17 protein-coding genes are annotated in these 23,410 nt (G+C 47.3%); 7 read left to right on the top strand and 10 right to left on the bottom strand.

Translation table 11 applies throughout. The features are described 5' to 3' along the window. Positions 1 to 57: 57 nt before the first annotated feature. On the bottom strand, positions 58 to 2,082 hold the full coding sequence (locus DW642_RS14485) for a right-handed parallel beta-helix repeat-containing protein (protein WP_117510719.1): 2,025 nt from the start codon (positions 2,080 to 2,082) through the stop codon (positions 58 to 60). Positions 2,083 to 2,327: 245 nt separating this feature from the next. On the opposite strand from DW642_RS14485, the gene DW642_RS14480 reads away from it, so the two are divergent. Next, positions 2,328 to 3,200: an AraC family transcriptional regulator gene (locus DW642_RS14480; RefSeq protein ID WP_117510717.1), complete on the top strand. Its 873-nt coding sequence runs from the start codon at positions 2,328 to 2,330 to the stop codon at positions 3,198 to 3,200. Positions 3,201 to 3,248: 48 nt separating this feature from the next. On the opposite strand, the gene DW642_RS14475 is transcribed toward DW642_RS14480, so the two are convergent. The 5 genes from DW642_RS14475 to DW642_RS14455 all read right to left on the bottom strand — a co-directional run bounded on the left by DW642_RS14475 (position 3,249) and on the right by DW642_RS14455 (position 12,445). Then, the gene (locus DW642_RS14475) at positions 3,249 to 5,402 is read right to left on the bottom strand and encodes a glycoside hydrolase family 3 N-terminal domain-containing protein (RefSeq protein ID WP_117510715.1); all 2,154 of its coding nucleotides are present in this window, start codon (positions 5,400 to 5,402) and stop codon (positions 3,249 to 3,251) included. Positions 5,403 to 5,417: 15 nt separating this feature from the next. Continuing rightward, complete coding sequence (locus DW642_RS14470) at positions 5,418 to 6,542, bottom strand: Gfo/Idh/MocA family protein (protein WP_117510713.1); 1,125 nt, start codon at positions 6,540 to 6,542, stop codon at positions 5,418 to 5,420. A gap of 183 nt (positions 6,543 to 6,725) precedes the next feature. Continuing rightward, a complete protein-coding gene (locus tag DW642_RS14465) occupies positions 6,726 to 10,991 on the bottom strand; it encodes an ABC transporter permease (protein ID WP_117510711.1) in 4,266 nt (1,421 codons plus the stop codon). Between the two features lie 7 nt (positions 10,992 to 10,998). Continuing rightward, a complete protein-coding gene (locus tag DW642_RS14460; RefSeq protein ID WP_055220354.1) occupies positions 10,999 to 11,703 on the bottom strand; it encodes an ABC transporter ATP-binding protein in 705 nt (234 codons plus the stop codon). Positions 11,704 to 11,836: 133 nt separating this feature from the next. After that, positions 11,837 to 12,445 carry a nucleoside recognition domain-containing protein gene (locus DW642_RS14455; RefSeq protein ID WP_055267272.1) on the bottom strand — a complete coding sequence of 203 codons (609 nt, stop codon included), beginning with the start codon at positions 12,443 to 12,445 and terminating at the stop codon, positions 11,837 to 11,839. Positions 12,446 to 12,904: 459 nt separating this feature from the next. Here DW642_RS14455 and DW642_RS14450 point away from each other — a divergent pair, with 459 nt between their 5' ends. Both DW642_RS14450 and DW642_RS14445 read left to right on the top strand, forming a co-directional pair. Next, positions 12,905 to 13,375: a hypothetical protein gene (locus DW642_RS14450; RefSeq protein WP_117510709.1), complete on the top strand. Its 471-nt coding sequence runs from the start codon at positions 12,905 to 12,907 to the stop codon at positions 13,373 to 13,375. A 302-nt stretch (positions 13,376 to 13,677) separates the two neighbouring features. Beyond that, positions 13,678 to 15,306, top strand: coding sequence for a hypothetical protein (locus tag DW642_RS14445; protein WP_147326130.1), 1,629 nt, complete (start codon positions 13,678 to 13,680; stop codon positions 15,304 to 15,306). A gap of 50 nt (positions 15,307 to 15,356) precedes the next feature. Here DW642_RS14445 and DW642_RS14440 read toward each other — a convergent pair whose 3' ends face one another. Continuing rightward, positions 15,357 to 16,700, bottom strand: a complete 1,344-nt coding sequence (locus DW642_RS14440) for a hypothetical protein (protein WP_147326129.1) — start codon at positions 16,698 to 16,700, stop codon at positions 15,357 to 15,359. 121 nt (positions 16,701 to 16,821) lie between these two features. On the opposite strand from DW642_RS14440, the gene DW642_RS14435 reads away from it, so the two are divergent. From DW642_RS14435 to DW642_RS14420, 4 genes are all read left to right on the top strand, one after another. Beyond that, complete coding sequence (locus DW642_RS14435; RefSeq protein WP_118720314.1) at positions 16,822 to 17,424, top strand: hypothetical protein; 603 nt, start codon at positions 16,822 to 16,824, stop codon at positions 17,422 to 17,424. Between the two features lie 346 nt (positions 17,425 to 17,770). Continuing rightward, the gene (locus DW642_RS14430) at positions 17,771 to 17,965 is read left to right on the top strand and encodes a hypothetical protein (protein ID WP_055220341.1); all 195 of its coding nucleotides are present in this window, start codon (positions 17,771 to 17,773) and stop codon (positions 17,963 to 17,965) included. A gap of 153 nt (positions 17,966 to 18,118) precedes the next feature. Beyond that, positions 18,119 to 18,835, top strand: a complete 717-nt coding sequence (locus tag DW642_RS14425; RefSeq protein WP_117510703.1) for a histidine phosphatase family protein — start codon at positions 18,119 to 18,121, stop codon at positions 18,833 to 18,835. A 25-nt stretch (positions 18,836 to 18,860) separates the two neighbouring features. Beyond that, on the top strand, positions 18,861 to 20,105 hold the full coding sequence (locus tag DW642_RS14420; RefSeq protein ID WP_055220411.1) for an aminopeptidase: 1,245 nt from the start codon (positions 18,861 to 18,863) through the stop codon (positions 20,103 to 20,105). A 114-nt stretch (positions 20,106 to 20,219) separates the two neighbouring features. On the opposite strand, the gene DW642_RS14415 is transcribed toward DW642_RS14420, so the two are convergent. The 3 genes from DW642_RS14415 to DW642_RS14405 all read right to left on the bottom strand — a co-directional run bounded on the left by DW642_RS14415 (position 20,220) and on the right by DW642_RS14405 (position 23,283). Then, positions 20,220 to 21,587 (bottom strand): MATE family efflux transporter, encoded by a 1,368-nt coding sequence (locus tag DW642_RS14415; protein ID WP_055220337.1) that lies wholly within the window; start codon positions 21,585 to 21,587, stop codon positions 20,220 to 20,222. A 162-nt stretch (positions 21,588 to 21,749) separates the two neighbouring features. After that, positions 21,750 to 22,595 carry a 16S rRNA (cytidine(1402)-2'-O)-methyltransferase gene (gene rsmI, locus DW642_RS14410; RefSeq protein ID WP_117510702.1) on the bottom strand — a complete coding sequence of 282 codons (846 nt, stop codon included), beginning with the start codon at positions 22,593 to 22,595 and terminating at the stop codon, positions 21,750 to 21,752. A gap of 4 nt (positions 22,596 to 22,599) precedes the next feature. Beyond that, positions 22,600 to 23,283, bottom strand: coding sequence for a tRNA1(Val) (adenine(37)-N6)-methyltransferase (locus DW642_RS14405; protein WP_055226320.1), 684 nt, complete (start codon positions 23,281 to 23,283; stop codon positions 22,600 to 22,602). Positions 23,284 to 23,410: the final 127 nt, after the last annotated feature.

Here is a 23,410-nt window from a genome sequence, read left to right as displayed (position 1 = left end):
CACTCTCTGCGGCGCTGAATTTTTTACGCTATTTTTTTGCGGGTCTATAGAACTTCTTTATGATAATGCTTCTTCCGCAGCCTCTTTTGATGCAAACGGGCCCGGCAGCGGATGAATGCCCTGACGGTTTCCGAAGTAGTCATATCGGAACACGATCGGCGTTCCATCCGGATTCTCATATTTCTGTTCCGGCTCAAATGCCATGCCAAGCGTCTCCGTTGAGATCACTGCACAGGCATTCTGCGGCAGATAATCGTAAACATTGGTCTCCAGTTTCCATTTTCCGTTCTCTTCTTTTACACCGATGGTGATTTCATGCTCGGTATCCACTACAGCGTCCTGTTCCTGCTCTGCCGGCTTCGCCCCATTGAAGTAAACGTTGCCGCCAAGCCATACCGGCAGCTTCTCGTAATACAGATCCGGTGACTTTCCGGAGCCCATTCCGCAATAGCCCTCAAATCTTGCCACGTACTCCTCCAATGTCGGATATCCGCTGTACGGTGCGGTTCCTGCTGTCAGATTTCCGTCATCCCACTCATTATCTCCGGTCAGTTTACGGATTTCTTCCATTCCCGCACGAACCGGCTTCTGGATGAAGATATTATTGTAGAACCGGCAGTCACCGTGAAGAACCGTCATAAATCCGTTGATCTCCGTGCGATGCGGCACATGGTACGGTGTGTAGCGTGGCGACGGCAGCTTTTCGGAGCCATTGTTGACACCGCGGCCGACAGCAGTAAACGATCCCGCGATCAGGTTATGTACTACCGCAACACCCTGCGTTGCCAGCTTCATCGCGCGGTCCGAAAGCAGTACGTTATTGTCCACCAGTGTCGGTCCGTGGGAAATTTCAATAAAGATATCCTCGCCGATACCGTCCATACCTTCTGGATTTGCATTTTCCTCGTTCGGCAGCGTATTGTCATGGAACAGGTTCTGCGTAACACGTGTGCCCTGTGCCTGCCAGTCGAGCCAGAGGCCTCTCGTACAGTGATGGAAATGGTTTCTTCGAATGATCACATCGATTGCTGCATGCATCTTGATGCCGCCGATCTCCGCACCCGCAAGGTTCTGTTTATTATTGATATGGTGAATGTGGTTATCCTCAATGATCGAGAACACACCACCTAAGTGGCCTACAATACCCGTCTGTCCACAGTCATGGATGTTGCACCGGCGGATGATGTGGCTTCCGATGTTTTCCTTTGTCCATCCCTCCCGCTGCGCCTGGCAGATACAGTCACGCTCCGTCTGTGTGCCATCTTTGAATTTCCATTTGAGCCATTTATTGTCATTGTTCGGCTGTCTGTATTTTCCAAGTGAAATGCCCGAGCACTTCGAATCTGAAATCTCACAATCCTCGATGATCCATCCCTTTGACCAGTGCGGGCCGACCATTCCTTCCTGATATGCCGTCGGCGGAGCCCACTGGGTTGCCGCCTGTTTTACAACAAAGCCGGACAGCGTGATATAACCAATGCCCTCCTTCGATGGATAAAAGCAATTCTCGCGCACATTAATTTCCACCGTTTCCTCATTCGGGTTTTTCCCCTGGAAATTCACATAGAAAACGGTCTCATTCTTCTCTTCGTCCTGCTCCACATACCAGGTGTAAACCGTGAATGCCTGATCCCAGGATTTTTTATAGATCTCCGGCTTTTTCACCTGATCCAGACTTGTCACCTCATACATAGATTTTCCATTCAGATACACTTCTCCGGTGTGTGCCGTGTAGGATGCGATAAACCAGTCACCGCTGACCAGTGTCGTATATGGATTGTAATCCCCAAACAATCCGTTCGAAACGCGCGCTGTCCACACATCACCTTCCAAATGCTCCCAGTTATCCACAATTTCCGCACCGGTAATCACAGCTTTTCCCGGTTCCACAGAACGGTACACAATTCTTGCATCCTCACATCCCGCATTCGCCGGATCTACATATTCCCGATATACGCCAGGCGCTACAAGCACCTCGTCGCCGGGCATTGCAATTTTTGCCGCCTCGGAAATCGTCTGAAATGGATATTCCTTCTGCCCATTTCCGCTTCGCACAGCATTTCCATCTACATAAATCTGCATTTTTCGCTTACCTCTCACTTCTTCACTTTTCATAAACTTTTATTGTGAATTTTCGCCAAAATCACATCACTCTTTTTCCGATTTCTGCCGTTCTTCACAATTTTCATATCTTAACCATAATACAGATCCTCGTAAAACACTACTTATATATTGCCGATCATTGCCCAGATGTTTCGATTTTTTCTATATTTTTTCTCTCTTCTGTTGTATAATACCGTTTATCAGATACGGAGGATTCTTTTGCCATGAAAAACGATTCGACTTCTTTTTTCGAAAACAATCATTTTGCTAACAGCTATGTTTACGATATCTCTATTTCGCATGTCCCCGCCTATTTCGGTCTGCACTGGCATCACTATATCGAAATTGTGCTTGCACAGGATAACGGCATTATCTATGAAGTAAATGGAGAAACCTTTCCGCTAAAGCCCGGTGATCTTCTTTTTATCTGGCCCGGCGAGCTGCACGCTGTTTCCACAACCAACAAAGAACATCGCCTGATCATGCTTCAGCTCGATGCAGATTTTCTGGAAAAACGCGTGGATTTCCAGTCTGTTGCTTATCTTTTTTATCAGATCCGTCTTCTGAATCAGAACAACTTCCCGGAAATCGAAAAGCTTCGCGGATTTCTGACAGAGCTGCGCAGGCTCTCCCTCTCCGGTATCAGTTTTTCCGAACTGCGCGGATGCGTTCTGCTATATCAGTTTTTTATTCTGCTCGGCGAAAATCTCTCCGTGCCGACCGAAACTGCCGCACCGCAAAAAACAGGCCATTCCGCACAGGTACACCGCCAGATGGTTGCTGCATGTACCTGGATCTCAAGTCACTGCACCGAACCGGTTTCCCTGGAAGAAGCATCAAAAGTCGCCGGATTCTCCCGCTGCCATTTTTCCAAGCTGTTCCGCGCATACACCGGCCTCTCCTTCACGGATTTCGTCACCAGGGAACGGCTCCATATCGCCGAAAACCTGTTAAAAAAACCGGATCTCACGATCACCGAAGTGTCGCTCGAATCCGGTTTTAACAGTATTTCTACGTTTAACAGAGTCTTTTTGAAATCAAAAAATGTAAGCCCTACCGACTTCCGTCAGATGTACCTGCAATCCTATCAGAAATAGGCTATGAATTCGGCATGGCCTCCACACATTCCAGCCGTGTCCTCCCCGCTAAACAAATATAACACTATTTCCCCATTCATGATCACTGCTGTTTCCAATGCTAATGCGAAGCTTCATCTGGCTGCAGACGATTTCCATATTTTCATCGTAATAAGAAAATTCTTCCCGATCTATAGAGAAATCTACCGTTTTCTTTTCCCCCGGTTCCAGGAATACCCTCTGAAAGCGAACAAGCTCTTTTCTCGGACGTACTACAGATGAACATAACGTTTCATAATAACATTGCACTACCTCTGCCCCCGCAACCTTACCTGTATTACTTACCTTACAATGTACATGAACTCTTTTATCCGGTCCTGCCTGTACCTCAATATCCGAAATATTAAATTCTGTATAAGACAGTCCAAAGCCAAACGGATATAACGGAGTATTGGGAATGTCCATATATCTGCTGCTGAAACGGTTCTCCGGATGATCGGCATCATAAATATGTCCTGTTTTTATATCCCAGTAGCTCACCGGCACCTGTCCCACACACCATGGGATACTTACAGCCAGTTTTCCGGAAGGATTGGTTCTTCCGTATACAATGTCTACCACTGCTTCCGCTCCCATAGTTCCGGGTCTCCATGCCATAATAACAGCCCTGGATTTTTCGGATATTCTTCGCAGATCCAGCGGTCTTCCTGTGATTACCACAGTTACAATATTTCTGGTGCGCTTTGCTATTTTTTCAAAAAACAGCTGCTGTTCTTCCGGCAGGGTCAGAAACGCTCTGCTGGCCGCTTCTCCCGACTGAGACTCATGTTCCCCCAACACACATACAACAGTATCCTCCCCGGTTATCGTTTCCAGCCACCGTTCATTCCCTGGCTCATCAAACCGCTCCGGTTCCACCTGCCATATCTTACACTCTTCATCCGAAAGCATTCTGCAGCCCGGCATACATTCCGCCTTTATCTGCTTCTTTTGAAGAATATCCTCTATGGTCTCAACTGCCTCGTGTTCACCAAAAATTGACCAGCGACTCAAAAATTCTTTTGATGTCACATAAGGTCCGGCCCATATCACCCTCTGTTTCTGGCACAGAGGCAATATTTTTTCATTTTTTAAAAGGACGCAGCTTTCGCTGGTCAGTTCATATGCTTTTGCCCGGTAATACGGGGTGAGTTTTTCACTCTTCCCAAGTCCTGCAAACGGATCTTCAAAAAGACCCAGCTGGTTTTTCATCATCAGAACCCGGAATGCACTCTCATCAATAAGGGCTTCCGGAATCTGTCCGTTTTCCACCAGTTTTTCCAGCCAAAACATATAAGCAGGACTCATCATATCAATATCCACACCGGCTTCTGCAGCCTGAACCGCAGCTTCTTCCAGATCAGCTGCCACTCCCTGTTCCACCAGCTGTCCGATCGATCCCCAGTCTGAAATAACAGTTCCCTCAAAACCTTCTTTATCCCGCAAAAACTCCCTGAGAAGTTTTTTATTTCCACTGATCGGTTTTCTATCTATTGCATGAAATGCAGTCATAACCATAGCAGGCTTTGCCTTTAATGCCATACAAAAAGGCTTTACGTACTGCTCCAGAAATGTCCGTTGGGATATTTCAACATCATTGTATTCCCGCCCTGCATTCACTGCTCCGTAACCTGCAAAATGCTTCAGGCACGCTGCTACTCCCTGATCGCTTTTCTGCTGATAGCCATCTACCATTGCTTTTCCCATGATTCCGTTCATATACGGGTCTTCTCCAAAAGACTCCATCATTCTTCCCCAACGCGGATCTCTTGAAACATCAATCATAGGAGAAAATGTTGCTTTAAGCCCTTCAGAAGAGGCTTCCGAGGCAACTATCGACGCAGCCTCGGAAACCAGCTCCGGATGAAAGGAACAGGCCTGTCCCAACGGAATCGGAAAAATTGTCCGGCATCCATGGATCACATCCGCCATAAAGATAAGAGGAATATGATGTGGGTGTTGTTCCATATATTTGCTCTGAATGTCATATATTTTTTCTTTGCCAATCACCCCCAGCACAGAACCCGCATACCGGATTATCCATTCCGGCGGTAATTGTTCTCCGACAACACCGGTCAGTACCGCATCCTTATCAAAATATGCACCGGTCAGCTGTACCATTTGTCCTATTTTTTCCTGTAAAGACATTTCCGACAGCAATTGCTGTAATTTATATATTTCCATAAATACTCCTTATTTTTACTGCTCTTTTTCCGGTACCGGCAGTGCCGCCGGTCTCTCGCAGGTGGACGGAACCTTCTCAAATGCGCCCGATTTTGCGCTCTTCATAATCTGATCAATCACATCCAGTACATGGTATGCCATTTTGGCATTCGCACGGTTTAGTCTGCCCTCTGCAATTGCTTCTGCCATCTCGGACGGACCGAGGCCGCGGCTGTTTTCGCTGTAGGCAAAGCCATAATCCAGCACTTCCGGAACTGCCTGCTGTGTCCAGTCCTTCACGCCCGGAATGTAGACGATATCGCCGCCGAAATTGTTCGGGTCCACCAGCTTTAAAATACCTTTTTTGCCGTAAATTGTGAATACCGCCTGATCGTTGATGGTGCTGTCGCCATTGACACAGAATGTGCCGGTCACGCCGTTTTTCATTTCCAGAATCGTGAAAGCCTGGCTCTCGTTGCTGTAGTCAAATTCCTGGCCGTATTCCGGGCTGTCCGGGACGACATTGACGCGCTTCGGCGCAAGGTTGCGCACGGAGGAAACGACACGGTCCACCGGGCCGAAAAGGCTGACGATGGCGGTCAGATAATAAACACCGAAATCGTAGCAGATACCGCCGCCCGGCATCCGCAGAAAACGGAAGATGCTCGCCAGCAAATCAAGATCGCGGTTTGCGCATGCTTCGAAAGATGTCACCTCGCCGATCAGCCCGTCGTCGATCGCTTTTCTTGCGGTCTGCAGTGCCGATCCAAGGAAGGTGTCCGGTGCGGAACCGAGATAGAGATGTTTCTCCTCTGCCAGCTCGATCAGTTTCGCTGCCGTTTCCGGTGCGAGGGTCATTGTTTTTTCAGTGTAAACGTGTTTTCCGGCTTCCAGTGCCTGACGGATCAGCCCCTCGTGGGTCGGTGCCGGTGTCAGAATGACTACCATTTCAATCGACGGGTCTGCCAGAATTTCCTCGTAGGTACAGCCCTTGATGCCATACTGCTCTGCTTTCTTTTTCGCATGTTCAAGATGGCCTGCGCAGCATGCTGCTACCTCAAGATTCTCAAAGTTATGAATCATGTTCGTCAGATAAATATCACTGATCGCTCCGCAGCCGACAACGCCGACTCTCATTTTTTTCGTTTCTGTTGTTCCCATTTGTAAAAATCCCCTTTACTCTTTGTTTTTTGATTCTGTTCTGATAAAAACCCTTATCTTTTTTATACAACGAAATGTCTGAAAAAACAAGCATTCCGGCTCATATTTCACTTTCAAAATGAAAAAACCGCCCACGGTTTCTGCAGATTCTCTGCATCACCGCGGACGGCCTTTTTCTGTTGTTTACTCCACGCTTTTCAGCGATTCAATCATATCAATTTTTCTTAACCGGTAGAACATCATAAAGTTGACGAACAGGGCAAACGCCAGGGTAATCAGGGCGCTCCAGCCGTAGCTCCGCGGGAACACGTTTCGTCCGAACATCATCAGATCGACCTCGACGGTCTGAATTACGCAATGATGTAAAAACGTTCCAATTCCCATGCCCGCGATAACGCCGAACAGTGTCAGCACCATGTTTTCCCGGTACACGTACGATGCCACCTCGCCGTCGAAGAAGCCGAGCACTTTCAGCGTTGCCAGCTCTCTCTGTCGTTCGGTGATGTTGATGTTGTTCAGGTTGTACAGCACCACAAACGCCAGCAGGCCCGCCGATACGATCAGCACCACGATGACGATGTCGAGGGAACGAAGCATGTTGTCAATCTGATCAATCAGGTCGGATGTGAACGAGATTGCCGCTACACCGTCGTACGTCATGATTTTTTCTCCAAGTGCTGTCTCATAATTGCCCGACGTGTCCTGATATTTCATCAGAAGCTGGTTGTAGTCCGGCGCTCCGCCGAACAGCTCCTCGTAGAGATCCGGGGCCAGATACAGGTAATGGCGCACGTAGTTTTCGACGATGATCGAAATCTTTACGTCCACAATATCATCGCCTTTTTTCAGCTGAACCGTGTCGCCTGCTTTTACGCCGAGCATCGTTGCTGTCTTTTCGCTGATGGCTGCGCCGCCGTCGGTCGGGAATTCGTAAACTTCTCCGCTTTTCCGGTCTCGGAAGGCATAGAAGTCATTGAAATTCGTCAGTTCTTTCGGCACTTCAAGCACTGCATCCACGGTCTTTTTGTCGGTCTGCAGTTCGATGTTCTGGCAGTACATTTCCAGCAGCTCATCGATGCCGCTGTAGTTTTCCAGATCGGTCTGCAATGCTTCTTTTTCGGATTCATCCACATCTGAATTCAGCACAGCATTCGCCTGATAGGTGAAGAGGCTGACGAACTGGTTTTTCGCAATCGCGGTGATGGAATCCTGAAGGCCGAAACCGACGAGGATCAGACCCATGCATCCGCCGATTCCGATAACGGTCATGAAGAATCGTTTTTTATACCGCACCAGATTCCGCACGGTTGATTTCTGCGTAAAGTTCAGATGTTTCCAGAGTACGCCGATGCGTTCCAGGAAAATCCGTTTGCCGTTTTTCGGTGCTTCCGGCCGCATCAGCTCTGCCGGACCTGCGGCGAGTTCTTTGTAGCATGCCGCGATCGTCGCCACGCCGGTGCAGGCTGCACTCGCCAGAATCGCAAGGCCTCCCTGCTCCCAGTTCAGCAGGGTCATGTAATACGGAAGTCCGGTATACAGCATGCCGTAGGCATTCATAATAACCCAGGGCAGGATTTTTTCTCCAACCACCACGCCCGCGAGAGCGCCGGATACGGTGGAGAGCATCGCGTATGCGAAATATTTAAAGGCGATCACGCCGTCGGAATAGCCGAGGGCTTTTAACGTTCCGATCTGCTGACGCTGTTCCTCGATCATTCGTGTCATCGTCGTCAGGCTGACGAGAGCAGCCACGAGGAAGAAGATAACCGGGAAGAATTTTCCGATATTCGAGATACGGCCGGCATCCTGACCGAAGCTCTCAGTTGACGTTACCTTATTCCGTCCCCAGACGTACCACGTTGGTTTTTTCAGGTCTGCGAGTGTTTTCTCACCGTCCGCAATTTCCTGCTTCGCATCCGCGATTTCTGGTTCGGCGTCGGCTTTTGCTTTTTCATATTCGGCTTTGCCGTCCTCAAGTTCCTTTTCTTTATCGGCAATTTCCTGTTTCGCATCCGCAAGGGAGATTTTTCCGTCGGCGATTTCCTGTTTCGCGTCGGCAAGCTGGGTTTCTCCGTCGGCAATCGTCTGCTTGGCTTCGGCGAGCTGACTTTCTCCATCGGCGATCGTCTGCTTTGCTTCTGCTAACTGGGTTTCGCCATCGGCGATCGTCTGTTTCGCGTCGGCGAGCTGACTTTCTCCACTGGAAATTGTCTGCTTTGCAGCGGCAAGCTGGGCCTCACCCGACTGAATCGTCTGTCGGTACGATGCAATCTGCTGTTCCCCATCAGCAAGCTGGGCTCTGGCAGCCGCAAGCTGAGTTTCTCCGTCTTTTAATTTACTGCGATTCGTCTCAATCTGAGCTTCTCCGTCGGCAATCGCTGCTTTGGCGGATGCAAGCTGGGCTTCGCCATCCTCAATCTGTTTCTGATAAGCTTCTGCTTGTGCTTCTCCATCCTGAAGCTGGGCAAGAGCCTCTGTAATCTGAGCTTCGCCGCTTTCCAGTTCTTCTTTTGCAGAAGCAATCTGTGCCTCGCCTGCGGCGCATTCCTGCTCTTTTTCTGTTAATTGTGCATCTGCAGCGGCAAGCTGACTTTCTGCGTCGGTAATCTGAGCTTCTGCAGCCGCAAGCCGGGCTTCCGCATCAGCGCTTGCTGCTTCAAACGCTGCGATGTTTTGTTCCAGAAATGTTTTCTGCTCCTGCATCGTGAAAAGCTGCTGTGCTAACTCTGTCTGCTTTGCTTCCAGCGCAGTTTTCTGTTCCAACAGGGATACATATGCTTCATCTTCCTCCGTCAGTCCGTCAAGCTGAGCCTCAATCACCTCGATCTGACCAGTCACTTCTGTCTGCGCAGCCTCCACCATCGGAAGCTGCCTGGAAATCTGGGCTAACTGATCCTTGGCTGTCTCATACTGACTCTTCTGTTCTTCATACGCTGCCTTCTGCGCTTCATACTGTGTGCGTCCTGCAGCGGTTTCTGCTTTCTTGTTGTCCAGTTCCTCGCGTGCAGCGGAAAGCTGCTCCTTTGCAATATTCAATTCCGTTTCTTTTTCGGAAAGCTGCTCTTTTGCAGTATTCAGCTCCGTCTGCTTCCGAGTCAGTTCGGTTTTTGCCGCCGAAAGCTGCGTCATTTTTTCCTCTAACTCTTTTTTGCCGGATGCCAGTTCTGTTTCTTTCTCTGCAAGCTGTGCTTTTCCGTCGGAAAGTTCTTTCGCTTTTGCCTCAAGTGTGGTTTTTCCACTTGCAAGTTCATCGGCTTTCTGATTCAGCTCCGCTTTTCCGCTTTCCAGCTCTGCCGCCTTTGCTTCCAGCGTCGCTTTTCCGCTCGCAAGTTCCGCCTCTTTATCTTTCAGCGTTGCCTTGCCGGATGCCAGTTCCTGCTCTTTATCGGCGATTGTTGCTTTCGCACTGAGAAGTTCCTGCTCTTTGTCTGCAATGGTCTGTTTTCCGTCAAGGAGTTCCTGTTCTTTCTCAGCAATCGTCTGCTTTCCGTCAAGAAGCTCCTGTTCTTTGTCCTTTAACGTCTGTTCGCCGTCGAGAAGTTCCTGCTCTTTGTCCGCAATCGTCACTTTCGCGTCAGCAAGCTGCTGTGCACCGTCATCCAGCTCTGTTTTTGCGTCCGCTAATTTCTGCTCTGCATCAGCGACCTGCTGTTTTGCATCATCAATCTTTTCCTGTCCTTCGGTTTTGACTGCCGTATACCGCCGGTCGCACGCCGCATCCTCGAGCGCTTCAATCTTCGTCTGTACAGCCTTCACCGTCTCATCATACGCATCGCTGTAGCTCGCCTCTTCCTGTGCGCCGTCCGCCTGGACGTAAATCTCTGTATAGAGATCCGAGGTAAATGTCTCCGGAAGCAGCAGTGCAAAACTGTTGATGCTTCCGTTTCCAATCGAGCCCGTTCCCCGGTTCAGATCCATATAATAAGGGAGTGTCGCCGAACCAACAATCGTAAACGTGTCCCCGGTCAGCGAATCTGAGAGCGGATCCTCCGTTCCGGAAGTGAACGTTACCTGATCTCCGATCTCACAGCCGGAACTTTTTAGAAACTGCGTATCAACAAGAATTTCATCCTCTTTCTCCGGCATCCGTCCCTCGACCACGCGCGGCTCATTCACACCGTCCGTCAGCGCAATCAGCTTCACAACCTGCTCGCTCTCGCCGATGTCATGCAGCACTTCCACCGTTTTTCCGCCGTAGACCGCTTTCACGCCATCCGTCTTCGCGATATCCGCCAGATCATCGTCTGTCAGCCCCAGCGTTCCAAGGACTTTCAAATCCATATAATTTACTTCATCATAATACCGGTCCGCCGAAACCTTCATATCTCCTTCCGCCGACCGAATGCCCGAGAAAAACGCCGCGCCAAGAAGCACGATGAAAAAGACTGACAGAAACCGCCCCTTGTTCTTTGTGATTTCCCGGATAAAGTCTTTTCGAAATGCTCTCATCGTCCACCTACCATTCTATCTCTTCCACCGGCGTCGGGTTCTCATTTGTTTTCATTCCCGCCACTTTTCCGTTTCGGATTTTAATCACGCGGTCCGCCATCGGTGTCAGCGCCGAGTTGTGAGTGATGACAATGACCGTCATCCCCTTCTCCCGGCAGGTATCCTGCAGCAGCTTTAAGATCGCTTTTCCCGTCACATAATCGAGCGCGCCGGTCGGCTCATCGCAGAGCAGCAGTTTCGGATTCTTCGCCAGCGCACGCGCAATCGCCACACGCTGCTGCTCTCCGCCCGAAAGCTGCGCCGGGAAGTTATTCATTCTCTCTTCCAGCCCAACCTCCGCAAGCACCTCCGACGCATCCAGCGGATGCTTACAAATCTGCATCGCCAGCTCCACATTCTCGAGCGCCGTCAGGTTCTGCATCAGATTATAAAACTGAAAAACAAATCCAATATCCTCCCGCCGGTACTGGATCAGCTTCTTGCCGCGGTATTTGCTGATTTCCGCGCCGTCCACCAGCACCTTTCCGGAAGTCGCTGTGTCCATTCCGCCTAAAATATTCAGCACCGTCGTCTTACCCGCACCGCTCGGTCCAACAACAATCACAAACTCACCCTTTTCCACATCAAAACTGATTCCATCCGCGGCCTTGATGGTGACTTCACCCATTTTGTATGTCTTGGTTACATCCTGAAGACTCACATATCCTGCCATGCTCTTGTGTTCCTCCTATGTAAAATTCAATATCCCTCATTTCCTTTATTGTACCAAGCCGTTGCCGCGGCGGCTAGTCCTAAGAAGGCGAATTTACTGTTTTTTTATAAATATTCCTGGGCAGACCGCATTCTCAGCTTTTGCATTTTTCCATACATTTGCAGAATAAAACAGCCGCTACCGTGCTTGCTGCCGTTGCCGCCAGTGCCGGTCCGACAATGGCCGTTGGATGCACGCTGCCATACTGGCTGCGGTATGCAATCACGTTGACCGGTATCAGCTGCAGGGAAGAAATATTTAAAATCAGAAAGGTGCACATTTCCCGGTTTGCAGTTCCTTTCGGAACAGCGGCCGGATTTTTGTTTTTCCGCCGTTCCTCTTCCAGCTCTTCGAACTGTTCCATGGCAAGAAGGCCCGGCGGCGTTGCCGCTGCGCCAAGACCGAATACATTACAGATCATATTTGTGGCAGCCGATTGGATGGCCGGGTGATCCGATGGTACCTTTGGAAACAAAAAGCGCATGACCGGTCCCATCTTTTTTACCAGGCTGTCGATCATTCCCGCTTTCCTTGCAATCTCCATCAGCCCGCTCCAAAGGCCCGTCACACCCAGAAGAGAAATTGCCAGCACAACTGCCTCTTTTGAAGCGCGCAGCGCACCGTCTGTCACCTCCGGCAGTTTTCCGCAAAAAGCACCGTAGGCAATGCCAAGAAGAAGCATACCGCTCCAGAGTCTGTTCATGGATTCACCTGCGTTCATCCGTTATCTTTATACGATATGCTTCTTTTCTGTTTTTCATGATATTTTGTTTCAACCCACAGATAAGACGCCGTTGTCACGCCCGCCAGCTTTGTGAACAGCTTTGCCACCGCGGTATCTGTTTTCTGTCATTTCTTTCTTTTGTTCTGTCGTTCACAGCCTCCTGCGCTTCTCTCCATTCCAAAATAAGTTTTGTTTTCCCATAAAATCAATTTTCTTTTTAAAAAATCGGATCATAGGAATCATTAAAAGTTTAATTTATGTTTTCATCTGATTTTTTGTCTAATTTTTATGCCTATTTCATATAGTTTTTCAAATAATAGTATAATAAACACAAATTTTAGCCGGAATCGGATCATTCTATTCCATACCAAAACAACAATCCGATACCCAAAATACAAAAGCGCATCACTTGAAACGCTTGACTTCAGGAGGGAAAATATGAGTGCAAGATTAGTATTAACAGTAAAAGATTCCAATCGAATGGCAAAAGATCTTTCCATGAGCGTCATGGACAAAATGTTTCATCCACTCAAGTACAATAAAATGATGAATTCCAAAGCAAAAATAGGCATCTTTATTGATGACGAAAAAGAAGGAACTTTATATGAGGCATCTAAGACTCCATATGAAATCAGCTTAACTCCTGGCGTTCATCGTATTTCTATGATAGATCCGGCAAAAGACAGCAAAAAAGGGAATGTCAATCTGATGGGGTCCATCATTGGATTTTCTGCAGGCAGCGGCCTCGCAGAACAAATATCCGTCGGCGAAATAGGAAAATCCTTAGCCGGTGCCATGTTTAAAACTGGTGATGGTTACCTGGATCTGGATTTAAAAGACGGAGATATCTTAAAAGTTCAGTGTCAGGCCGGAATTGGCGGAAAAGTATCTATCAAAGTATTAAAATAAGAATTGCCAAAGCATATCATGCAAAGCAATCGGATGACAAGGGAGGCAAAATATTTTTTGCCTCCAACATCATTTTATCAGCAGACACCTGGAGGAAATAAAATATGGACTTTCCTGTTTCGATTCCATGGGAAACTCTTGATCCCGAAATATTACAAAAAGCGATAAATTCAGGTAGTAATTACAGAACCTATTGTGATGAAAAATCATGGGATATTTCTTTTGAAATAGAATTTCTGGAAAAAGAAGAAATCATCTTTCTTCTCCTGGTTGAGCACGGACGCCGCAAAGGCGGAACTTCTGTGCAAAAGACAAATGAACGAACGGAAATTTCCAAATATACAAAAGAAGAACAGGCAAAAATGGTAAATGCTTTTAATCAAAAACTTGATACTTACGAAGCGTGGAACTCTCTGTTTGTCGGACCAACGACAAGTATGTTTGGAAATCATGTGTATGAATCCTATATGGACTATATGTATTCCTGGGATCACTTGGGCGACAGAATTTTTCTGTCCAATTATTATGAACGTCAATTATATTCTGTGCAATCCGATACCCATGTTACAGTAAAAAGCAATCAGGAAGGATATGATTCTATCTATGAGCTGGCGCAGGCAAAGGTAACAGACCATACCTTAGAAGGTATCTGCTGGAATTTTTTCCCGAAGCTCCTGTTTTCCAAGGGAGATCGCGCGGGTGCGCCGTACCATGATGTCTATCATCGTCTGGAAATTCTGACAGATACAGAATATCTGCTTGTTCCGACGCTGCTTTCACTCAAAGAAAAATATGAAATTACAGCAGTCGCCGGAAATCTGGATTGCCCGCAGATGCATTCTCATGCAATGACACTGAAAGCAGCAGTACAACAAGCTATTTTTAAAAATATCTTTGGAAATCTCTTTCCGGAAAATGGATTTTTGCTACAGAAAGCCCCAAAGAAAATGCTGCTTTCTGCTCAAAAACAGGCAGAGGAATTTTCTGTTGCGTCTATGAATGCCCGAAAATATCCCGAGCTCCTGATGCAGGCAGCTGCAAAAGAAAATTTTCATTGTACAGCCTTTCAGATTCTGCAATTTTCCAACAATCCATATCTGTCGGCCTTTGATAAAACAGATCTTTTCAGAAGATGCATGGCCATCAGTAATCAATCAGAAGAACCGGGAATCTGGAAAGAAACCTATCAGAATCTGCTCCGGGTAATGATCTGCAAAATAACTTTGGAGGAATCTCAGTTCAGCGATCCGGAGAGCATCAAAGAATTACAGGATTTTACAGAACACCAGCAAGAAAAGCTGGAACAGGAAATGCAGTTAAAAATCCCAAAAGAAAAAACTGCTGAAATTTTATTGATGAATGAACTGAAATGTATGCTGGCATGCATTTCCGTCGTAACAGCAGAAAAAATACAGGGACACAAATGCACCGAATTAGCCGAGAAGAGCTGGCGTCTGGCAGAAAGTATCGAATATATATGGAATGCAGAAATTCTAAATCCACAAATCAGAGAAACTGTGTCCAAAGCATTCATCCGCATTTGTATCGGATGTGGATCTATGTATCTTCAGAATGTACAGGAAGAACATATAAATCCCGAGCAGATCCAGGAAGCAGCGGAAGAAATCTCATTACTTCTGTATCATTACAGCGATCTTTTGCTTCCGGAAGAAATGCCGGTCTATCAAATCCCTATCTATCAAACGCTCCAAATTGCAAATATGAGACTGGAGCGAAAGGAAAATGCATTGTACTATGCCCAAAAAGGAGTTGTATTGTGTGATCTGTTTTCTGCTGGTCAGAATGCGCAATTAAATGGTCTCATTCAGGATTCAAAAAACATGTTTCAGCAATATACCAATCAAAATGTACCTGCTGCATCCCGCCCGGCAAAAAAGAAGGGGCTTTTCTCCCGGCTCTTCCAGAGATAGCAGGAGAAAAGCTGTCCCGAAAGAATCCTTTATTTTCCTGGAAGCGCGGTTTATAAGGTGCCTCCATATTTCACAATCATGTTTCGAATAATATCCAGCGTCTCCTCCTGTGACCATGCCATGTTTCCATTCTCCAGAAACTGGCAAAATTCATATAGTTTTTGTGAAAAGCCGGATTCTTTTAAAATATAATATTGCAATCCATGACTTGTATTGTTCCAAAATGCAATTCCATTATGAACATTAGAGCTACATACAATGGAGATGTGTTTCGGCAGCTGGACGAAATTTTCTTTTACACAAATGCAGGAATGAGGTGTGTGCAGCATATATTGATAATAACTTTTCAACAGCCACAGGCGCATCGCAGGATCAAGAGGCTTATAAAGCATATCCGGATAGCCTGCAATGCGTCCCTGCTCCATTAATTGTCGTAAGCCAGATATACAGAAAATATGTACCATACTTTCCGTTTCCATGTGCCGGATCCGCTGAAAGAGAGAAGATAAGAGCTGTTCTTTTTCCACTCCATCCAGGATGATCTGCTGTTTCAGTACATTTAACGGAATCAGATGCAGAAGACATGGTGAATATTCAATATAATAGTTATGCGTTACATAGCCTTCATTCATCATAACATTGACATCTTTTACATAAGCATTTAAATCAGAGCAAAACAACATTTCCTTTGCTATTTTTCTTTCCTGAATAAAGGAATTCTTCAGTAATTGTATTTGTTGCGCATCTCTGAGAATAATTCCTTTCGCCGTATGAAAATTGATTCCAATTGCAATATGGTCTGTGATCAGCCAGTTGGGAAGTAAGCCTGCTTTTTTCGCCTCGGACTCAGCAGAAGAAACGTAATAATAAAATGGTTTGTAGTTTTCATAGTTCATTGCCGGTTTCAGACTGCATATTTTCCGAAGGTTATCCAGTGTATTTTCCGTTGTCTGATTCTGCAGCAAAGGAAAAAGATGCTCTAATCTGCGATAGGGCACTTCATGAATAATCTGAACAAGATATCGTAAATGTTCCAGTGAAATTTCCGGAGTACATAAGCAAATCGTGGAATCGGAAGCATTTATCATTGCTTTCCGAATACACGCATAAATTGCAAAGATATTGTCCAGCGTCATATCCGTATCCGGAATTCCTGAAACACTTGGAGAAACAGAGACTTGAGGAAATTCAACCACATCCTGCTGGATAATACGGATCAGTTCTTCCATACATTGCCACTGGCTCCTTCCCATTTTTTCCTGGCGATAAAGGAACAGGAGATCTGCTCTTGTATTTCCGGTGCATTCCATCGCATCAAGAAGACAGGTCAGGCGCTCTTCTTCTTTTGGAATACGTTTTCCTTTACTCATTTTAGAAATGTAATCCAGCTGCATACCACTGGCCTCAGACAGATAATATAAAGTTTTTCCTGTATTTTTTATTTCCTTTTCAAGCCTTTGTGAAAAATCGCTCATGTAGTATCAAAGTTCCTTTCCGGACAACAGCAAATATCCGATGGCTTGGGCAGAATGCTGTTTTCCTGTCGACATTGATCTAAGTATACAGGAAAAAGCCAAAATATGCAAAATTTTTCACACAAATTCATCTGCTTTTTCTGCAAAAAAGCTTTATATCATTTATAACATTACGAAGGAGAAAACTAATATGCTTTTCATCGCTATCCTAATCTTAATCTTTTTGATGTATCGATTTTTTACCTTTCGTGCCGAAATGGTTTTTACTATGTCCTTAATTGCCCCGATCATGATCGTAATCGGTGCCTGCTATTTACCTGGAAAATATCATGAAGCCGGAATTTTTCTTCTGGTTATCGGTGCATTTATGCTGGCCGTTGTTCTGCTTATCTGCCGCCTCACTGCACGGGGTGTTGAAAAAGGACTGCGGCTGGAGTATTACAAAAACCTGATTATTTATGGCGCCCTCAAATTTTTACAGAACCTTTCTAAAGCGACGATTGTTTTTAGCTTTCTGGCCGCTTCACTGGGTGCCTTCTCTATGGACTACAAAGAAAGACTGGATACCAAAGGAAGAAAAATTTATGTAGATGATAACCTGCGTGACCCGGAAGGCAACCAGTATGAAGAAGTAGAAAAGTAAAAAAAGCAGGCACGAATCACCTTTTTCGGGAATCGTGCCTGTTTTTTTACGTATGCATCAATTTCAAAAATTCATTCTCCGGCATTTCAACACCAAGTAGTGTCTTCATCATCTGAAGAAATACATCATGGGTTTCTTTTTGAGCGTTCAGACAGACCATGATGACCGACAGTTTATCATCCTCTTTCCTCTTGCTGCATTACTTTTTGTTTCCCCTTACGCTGTTTTTACTATAGCATATTTTTCTCCTGTTTGCACCTACCTACAGGACTGCTACTAGCTACTCTCTCAAGATGCAGCGTATCAAAAAGGGAGCTTCCGCTTCACAAATTTTTATTCGTTAAAAGTGTATCATTGTGAAACGCTCGTTGCGTCCGCCAGAGGAAGCCTGTGGATCTGCCCGGAAGAAGTCTCCTGTGACTATTTTGACTGGTGCGAGGGAAAACTTTCCGCGATCAACCAGTACCATGGTGAATACATGGCGCAGTACAACTGGGCTGAGTTTACCAACGGGGAGCTGAACTGGGGGAGAGGCCGATAAGAAATTCACACAAATCTGACTATTTATGATATACTGAATGAAATGATCTTAGTTCTGAATTCTTTTATGCTCCGGCACAGATCTTTCGGGACGAAATTTTACTTTTCTATGTCGAAATCCACCATTTTTTCGACATACGAAGAAAGGAACGTTATGAAAATTATTTTTATCCGCCACGGCGAACCAAATTATGAAATTGATTCTCTGACCGAAAAAGGCTGGCGCGAGGCCGAGCTGCTTTCGAAACGCACAGCAAAATGGAATGTTACCGATTTTTACTGTTCTCCGCTTGGCCGTGCGAAAGATACGGCTTCTTTTACGCTGAAAAATGCGGGCCGTGAAGCTGAAATTCTCCCATGGCTGCGGGAATTTGATGCACCCGTCCTGGACCCGGAGACTGGAAAACGCCGGATTCCATGGGATTTTCTGCCGGATGTGCTCGATGCAAACCGGGATCTCTATGACCAGGATCTCTGGACGAAAAATCCGATTATGCAGACCGGAAACATGGACGAGAATTACCATTTTGTGACCGACGGACTCGATGCACTGCTTGCGCGCTACGGCTATGTACGCGACGGTTACCGCTATCACGCTTCGGATGAAACAAACCGCGAAGCCGTCATCGTCTGCTTCTGCCATCTCGGCGTCACCTGTGTGGCACTGTCGCATCTGCTGAATATGACGCCGGTACAGCTCTGGCAGGGCATGTTCCTGGCACCGACTTCCGTCACAATCGTCGGAAGCGAGGAACGCAAGCTGGGCGAAGTATACTTCCGCTGCCAGACCGTCGGCGATGTCCATCATCTGCTTTCCGCGGGCGAACCGGTTTCGTACTATGGAGCCTTTAATGATCCATTTCAGTTTTAAAAATCACAAAAAGGAGTCTTTTATCATGAATGAAGCAAAATTTCAGGCAAAATTAAGAGAATATGCAAAGCTGATCGTAAAAATCGGTGCAAATGTACAGAAAGGACAGCGTGTCCGCCTCCAGGCCGGCGTCGATCAGGTTCTGCTTACCCAGATGGTGACAGAGGAGTGCTATCAGGCGGGCGCAAGCTATGTGGAAGTGATCTGGGAATGCGGTGAGATCAACAAAATGCATTATCAGTATGCCACCGCAGAAACGCTTGGCGCGGTTCCGCACTGGGAAGAAGAGCGTTTCAAACAGATGACGGTTGATCTGCCGGTTCGCATTTTCATCGACTCCTCCGATCCGGACGAGCTCGCCGGCATTCCTGCGGACCTGCTCTCCACCGTTCGTCAGATGCGTGGAAAGGTCATTAAAAAATACCGTGACCAGCTCGATGGAAAGCATCAGTGGCTGATCGTTGCCGCCGCTTCTCCAAAATGGGCAGAAAAAGTATTCCCGGGCGAGCCGGAGGATATTGCTGTTGAAAAACTGTGGGATGCTATTTTCGACTGTGTTTACTTAAAAGACGGCGAAGATGCAGAAAGGATCTGGCAGGCACACTGCGACCTCATGACCCAGAAAGCCAGCTGGCTGAATGAGCAGGCATTCCACAAGCTGCATTACACCAGCAAAAACGGTACGGATTTCACCGTTGAGCTGATTCCGGGCGCAAAATGGAGCGGCGCCGGTGATATCAACCATATGAACAACACCTTCTACGTTCCAAACATGCCGACCGAAGAAGTCTTCACCAGCCCGATGAGAGGAAAATGTGAAGGCCGTCTCGTTTCCACAAAACCTTTAAGCTGGTCGGGACAGATCATCAACAACTTTACCGTCGATTTCAAGGATGGAAAAGTCGTTGACTGCCACGCAGAGCAGGGCGAAGAGGTTTTGAAAAAAATGTTCGCCATGGACGACGGTGCTGCAATGCTCGGCGAGGTTGCACTCGTTCCGAAAGAATCTCCGATTAACCAGTCCGGGCTGATGTTCTTTAATACCCTTTTCGATGAAAACGCATGCTGCCACGTTGCCGCTGGCGCCGGTTTCCCTGAGGTGCTCGATGGATTTCTGGAGATGAGCAACGAGGAAATTCTGGAAAAAGGTGTGAATGATTCTCTGATCCACGTTGACTTTATGGTTGGATCGGATGACCTGCACATCGTAGGTATCCGCGAAGATGGAAGCGAAACCGATATTTTTGTAAATGGTACCTGGGCAGAGTAAATCTGCTTTTTTTCGCAATAGAAGCAGGAGACTTCCTTTATTTAGTCAAAAAAACAGACCTGGGGCAATCTACCGTTTTTTGTAGACTGCCCCGGGTTCTGTTTTTGAAAAAAATCAGTTTCCAGACTTCCCTTTTCTCATATAAGGATTTCGATACAGCGAAATCACAAGTTCTGCTGCCATGAAGCACCAGATGATCGGTTCGCACCAGATCACGGCACTGTAGTGGTAGCGCGGGATAAACACCATCGCAAAAATAATTTTTCCGAAAAGCTCAATAAAACTCGACAGCAGCGGAAGAATCTTTTCTCCGAGTGCCTGCAGTGCAAGGCGGCTGCAGTTGACGAGGCCGAGCGCAAAGAAGAACGGAATGGCTACACGGAGGTAGCGGGCTCCGTTTCCGAGGACAGTCGGGTCGGACGAGCCGGAGATCAGATGAACCATCGTCGGTGCAAGCGGAGTGACAAGGAGAATCAGGCATGCGGTCACGCTGAAGCAGAAAATATAAGCATAGCGAATGCCTTTCCGCACGCGCTCCCAGTTGTCCGCGCCGCGGTTCTGTGCCACATATGTGTTGACTGCCTGTGCCATCGAGGAAAGCGGCATCATCGAGAAGGAAAACAGCTTTCTCGCAGCCGTGTGTCCCGCAATTGTTTCATAGCCAAGGCTGTTGATGCCCGGCTGCAGGACAATCGAACCGACATAGATAATACTGCTCATAAATCCCATCGAAAATCCCTGTGCCAGAAGCTCCATGTACAGTCCGCGATCCGGTTCAAAATGACGTTTTTCCGGAAGCAGAATTTTTGCTTTGGTAACAATATAAATCAGGCAGAGCACGACGGAGATTCCCTGCGCAATCACGGTTGCAATTGCAGCACCGCGAACACCCATGCCGAAAGAACGGATAAACAGCAAATCCAGTACAATGTTTACCAACGATGAAATAATCAGGAAAACAAGCGGCATAAAGCTGTTTCCGATTGCTCCCAACAGACCGGAGCACAGGTTGTAGGCAAACATGACAAACAGAAAAACGGATAGAATTGAAATGTAGCTGTAGGATTCTTCGAGGATTTCTGCCGGTGTTTTCAGCAGCCGCAACAGCGGATGCATGAAAATCGTTGCAAGAACGGTGACCACCAGTGTAACGGTAATACCAATAACGATACAGGATGCAACGGATTTTTTCATCCGTTCCGTCTCCTGTCTTCCAAAGCATCGCGCCGTGACGATCGCGAGCCCGTTTCCGACGCCGAACGTAAATCCGGTCATCATTTCATAGATCGACGAGCAGGCACCCATAGCTGCAATCGACGAATCGCCGAGTGTATGGCCGACAATCAGTGTGTCCATCGTGTTGTAAATCTGCTGAAATACACGGGATGCCATGATCGGAAGTGCAAAAAGAAGCAGAGATTTCAGAATCGAGCCGTGAAGCAGATCAACCCGGGAACTCCGCTGGGTTTGTGACTGTGACATAAAAAATTTCCTCCCTCAAAAATACTTCATTGTTCCTATTATAACAGACGGGAGTAACTACCGGACAAGGAATATCTCCAAATCTGTAAAACAAATACAATAACACAAAATTTTACAGATTTTCATACTTCTTCCTCTCTTTCCTTCTCTTAGAGCGTGTCGTTATTCTTTTCCCAGTAAATACTGATAAATATCTCTCTTCGTTACGCCACGGTCTTTTGCCACAAGCTTCATCGCCTCTTTCCGCGCAATCCCCTGGTCTTCATACCGTTTCATATGTTCCTCAATCGAAATTTCCTCAAACGCAGCCTTCGCCTCGTCCTCGATTTCTTTCTGGCTTCTGCCTTCGATCACAAGAACGCATTCGCCCTTCGGATCTTCCTGCTCGTAGCGGGTAATGGCATCTTCTATTGTGGTCTGCCATGCTGTCTCATGCTTTTTCGTCAGTTCCCGACACAGTGTCAGGCGGCGGTTGCCAAGGATTTCCAGCAGTTCCCGCAGCGTTTTCAGCAGATGATGCGGCGCCTCGTACACGATCATGGTTCGTGTCTCGTTTTTCAGCCGCTCCAGCGCCAGTTTATGTTCTTTTTTATCCGGCGGAAGAAACGCTTCAAACACAAATCTTCTCGTCGAAAGTCCCGACAGCGTCAGTGCCGTTACACACGCACACGCCCCCGGCAGACTCGTCACTTCGATTCCGGCTTCGTATACCATTTTCACCAGCTCCTCCCCCGGGTCTGAGATTCCCGGTGTTCCGGCATCGGTGATAAGGGCAATGTTCGTTCCCGCCAGCAGCTTCTGCACCAGCTCGCGGCCCTTGTCGTATTTGTTGTATTCATGGTAACTCGTCATCGGCGTATGAATCTCAAAATGGTTCAGCAGCTTAATGCTGTTTCTCGTATCCTCCGCCGCGATCAGATCGACCTCCTGCAGAATGCGGATTGCACGGAAGGTCATGTCCTCCAGATTTCCAATTGGTGTTGCACACAAATATAATTTTCCTGCCATGTTCTTATCTCCCGTCTCCATATAATTCCCGGATGTCCTTTGTATACACGCCCGGCGTCTCATACACAATCAGCGGTTTCTCCACGGTAATTCTCGGATTCCCGCCTTTCATCGCCTCGATCAGCACCATGTTCGGCTCCTTGTCCACAAACGGATAAACGAGCTGCATCCTTTTTGGTTCCAGATGATATTTTTTCAGCGTCGAAAAAATCTCCGCCAGCCGGAACGGCCGGTGCACCAGATAGAACCGTCCTTTCGTCTTTAAAACCGCCGATGCCTCTTTCGCAATATCATCAAACGAGCACAGCACCTCATGCCGCGCAATCGTCTTCGCCTCAAGCGCATTCGTCAGCCCGTGCTGCCCCGTCATGTACGGCGGATTGCACGTTACCACATCAAACACTTCTTTTCCAAACTGCTGCGATGCCGTTTTCACATCTCCCTGGAAAATCTCAACATCATTTTCCAGATGATTGTACCGCACACTCCGCTGTGCCATCTCGGCACTGTACTCCTGAATTTCCAGCCCGGAAAAATGCTCTCCGTTTGTCTTCGCCTTCAGCAGAATCGGCACAATTCCCGATCCCGTGCAGAAATCCATCGCCCGCTCCCCGCGCTTCACCTTCGCGTAGGATGCCAGCAGCACCGCGTCAATGCCATAGCAGAAAAGGGATGGATTCTGTATCATCCAGTAACCGTTCTGCAGATCATCGAGCCGCTCACCCGGCTTCAAAAATTCTTCTTTTCTATCCAATGAAAATCCCTCCTCCTGCTGACCGCCCAGCGCCGCATCACACAAAAAGAAGCGTCAGTTT

The sequence above is a fragment of the Blautia sp. AM23-13AC genome, assembly GCF_003435675.1.
GTDB lineage: Bacteria > Bacillota > Clostridia > Lachnospirales > Lachnospiraceae > Fusicatenibacter > Fusicatenibacter saccharivorans.
The sequence above is the reverse complement of the archived record's forward strand: the minus strand, read 5'-3'. Positions and strand labels throughout refer to the sequence as shown.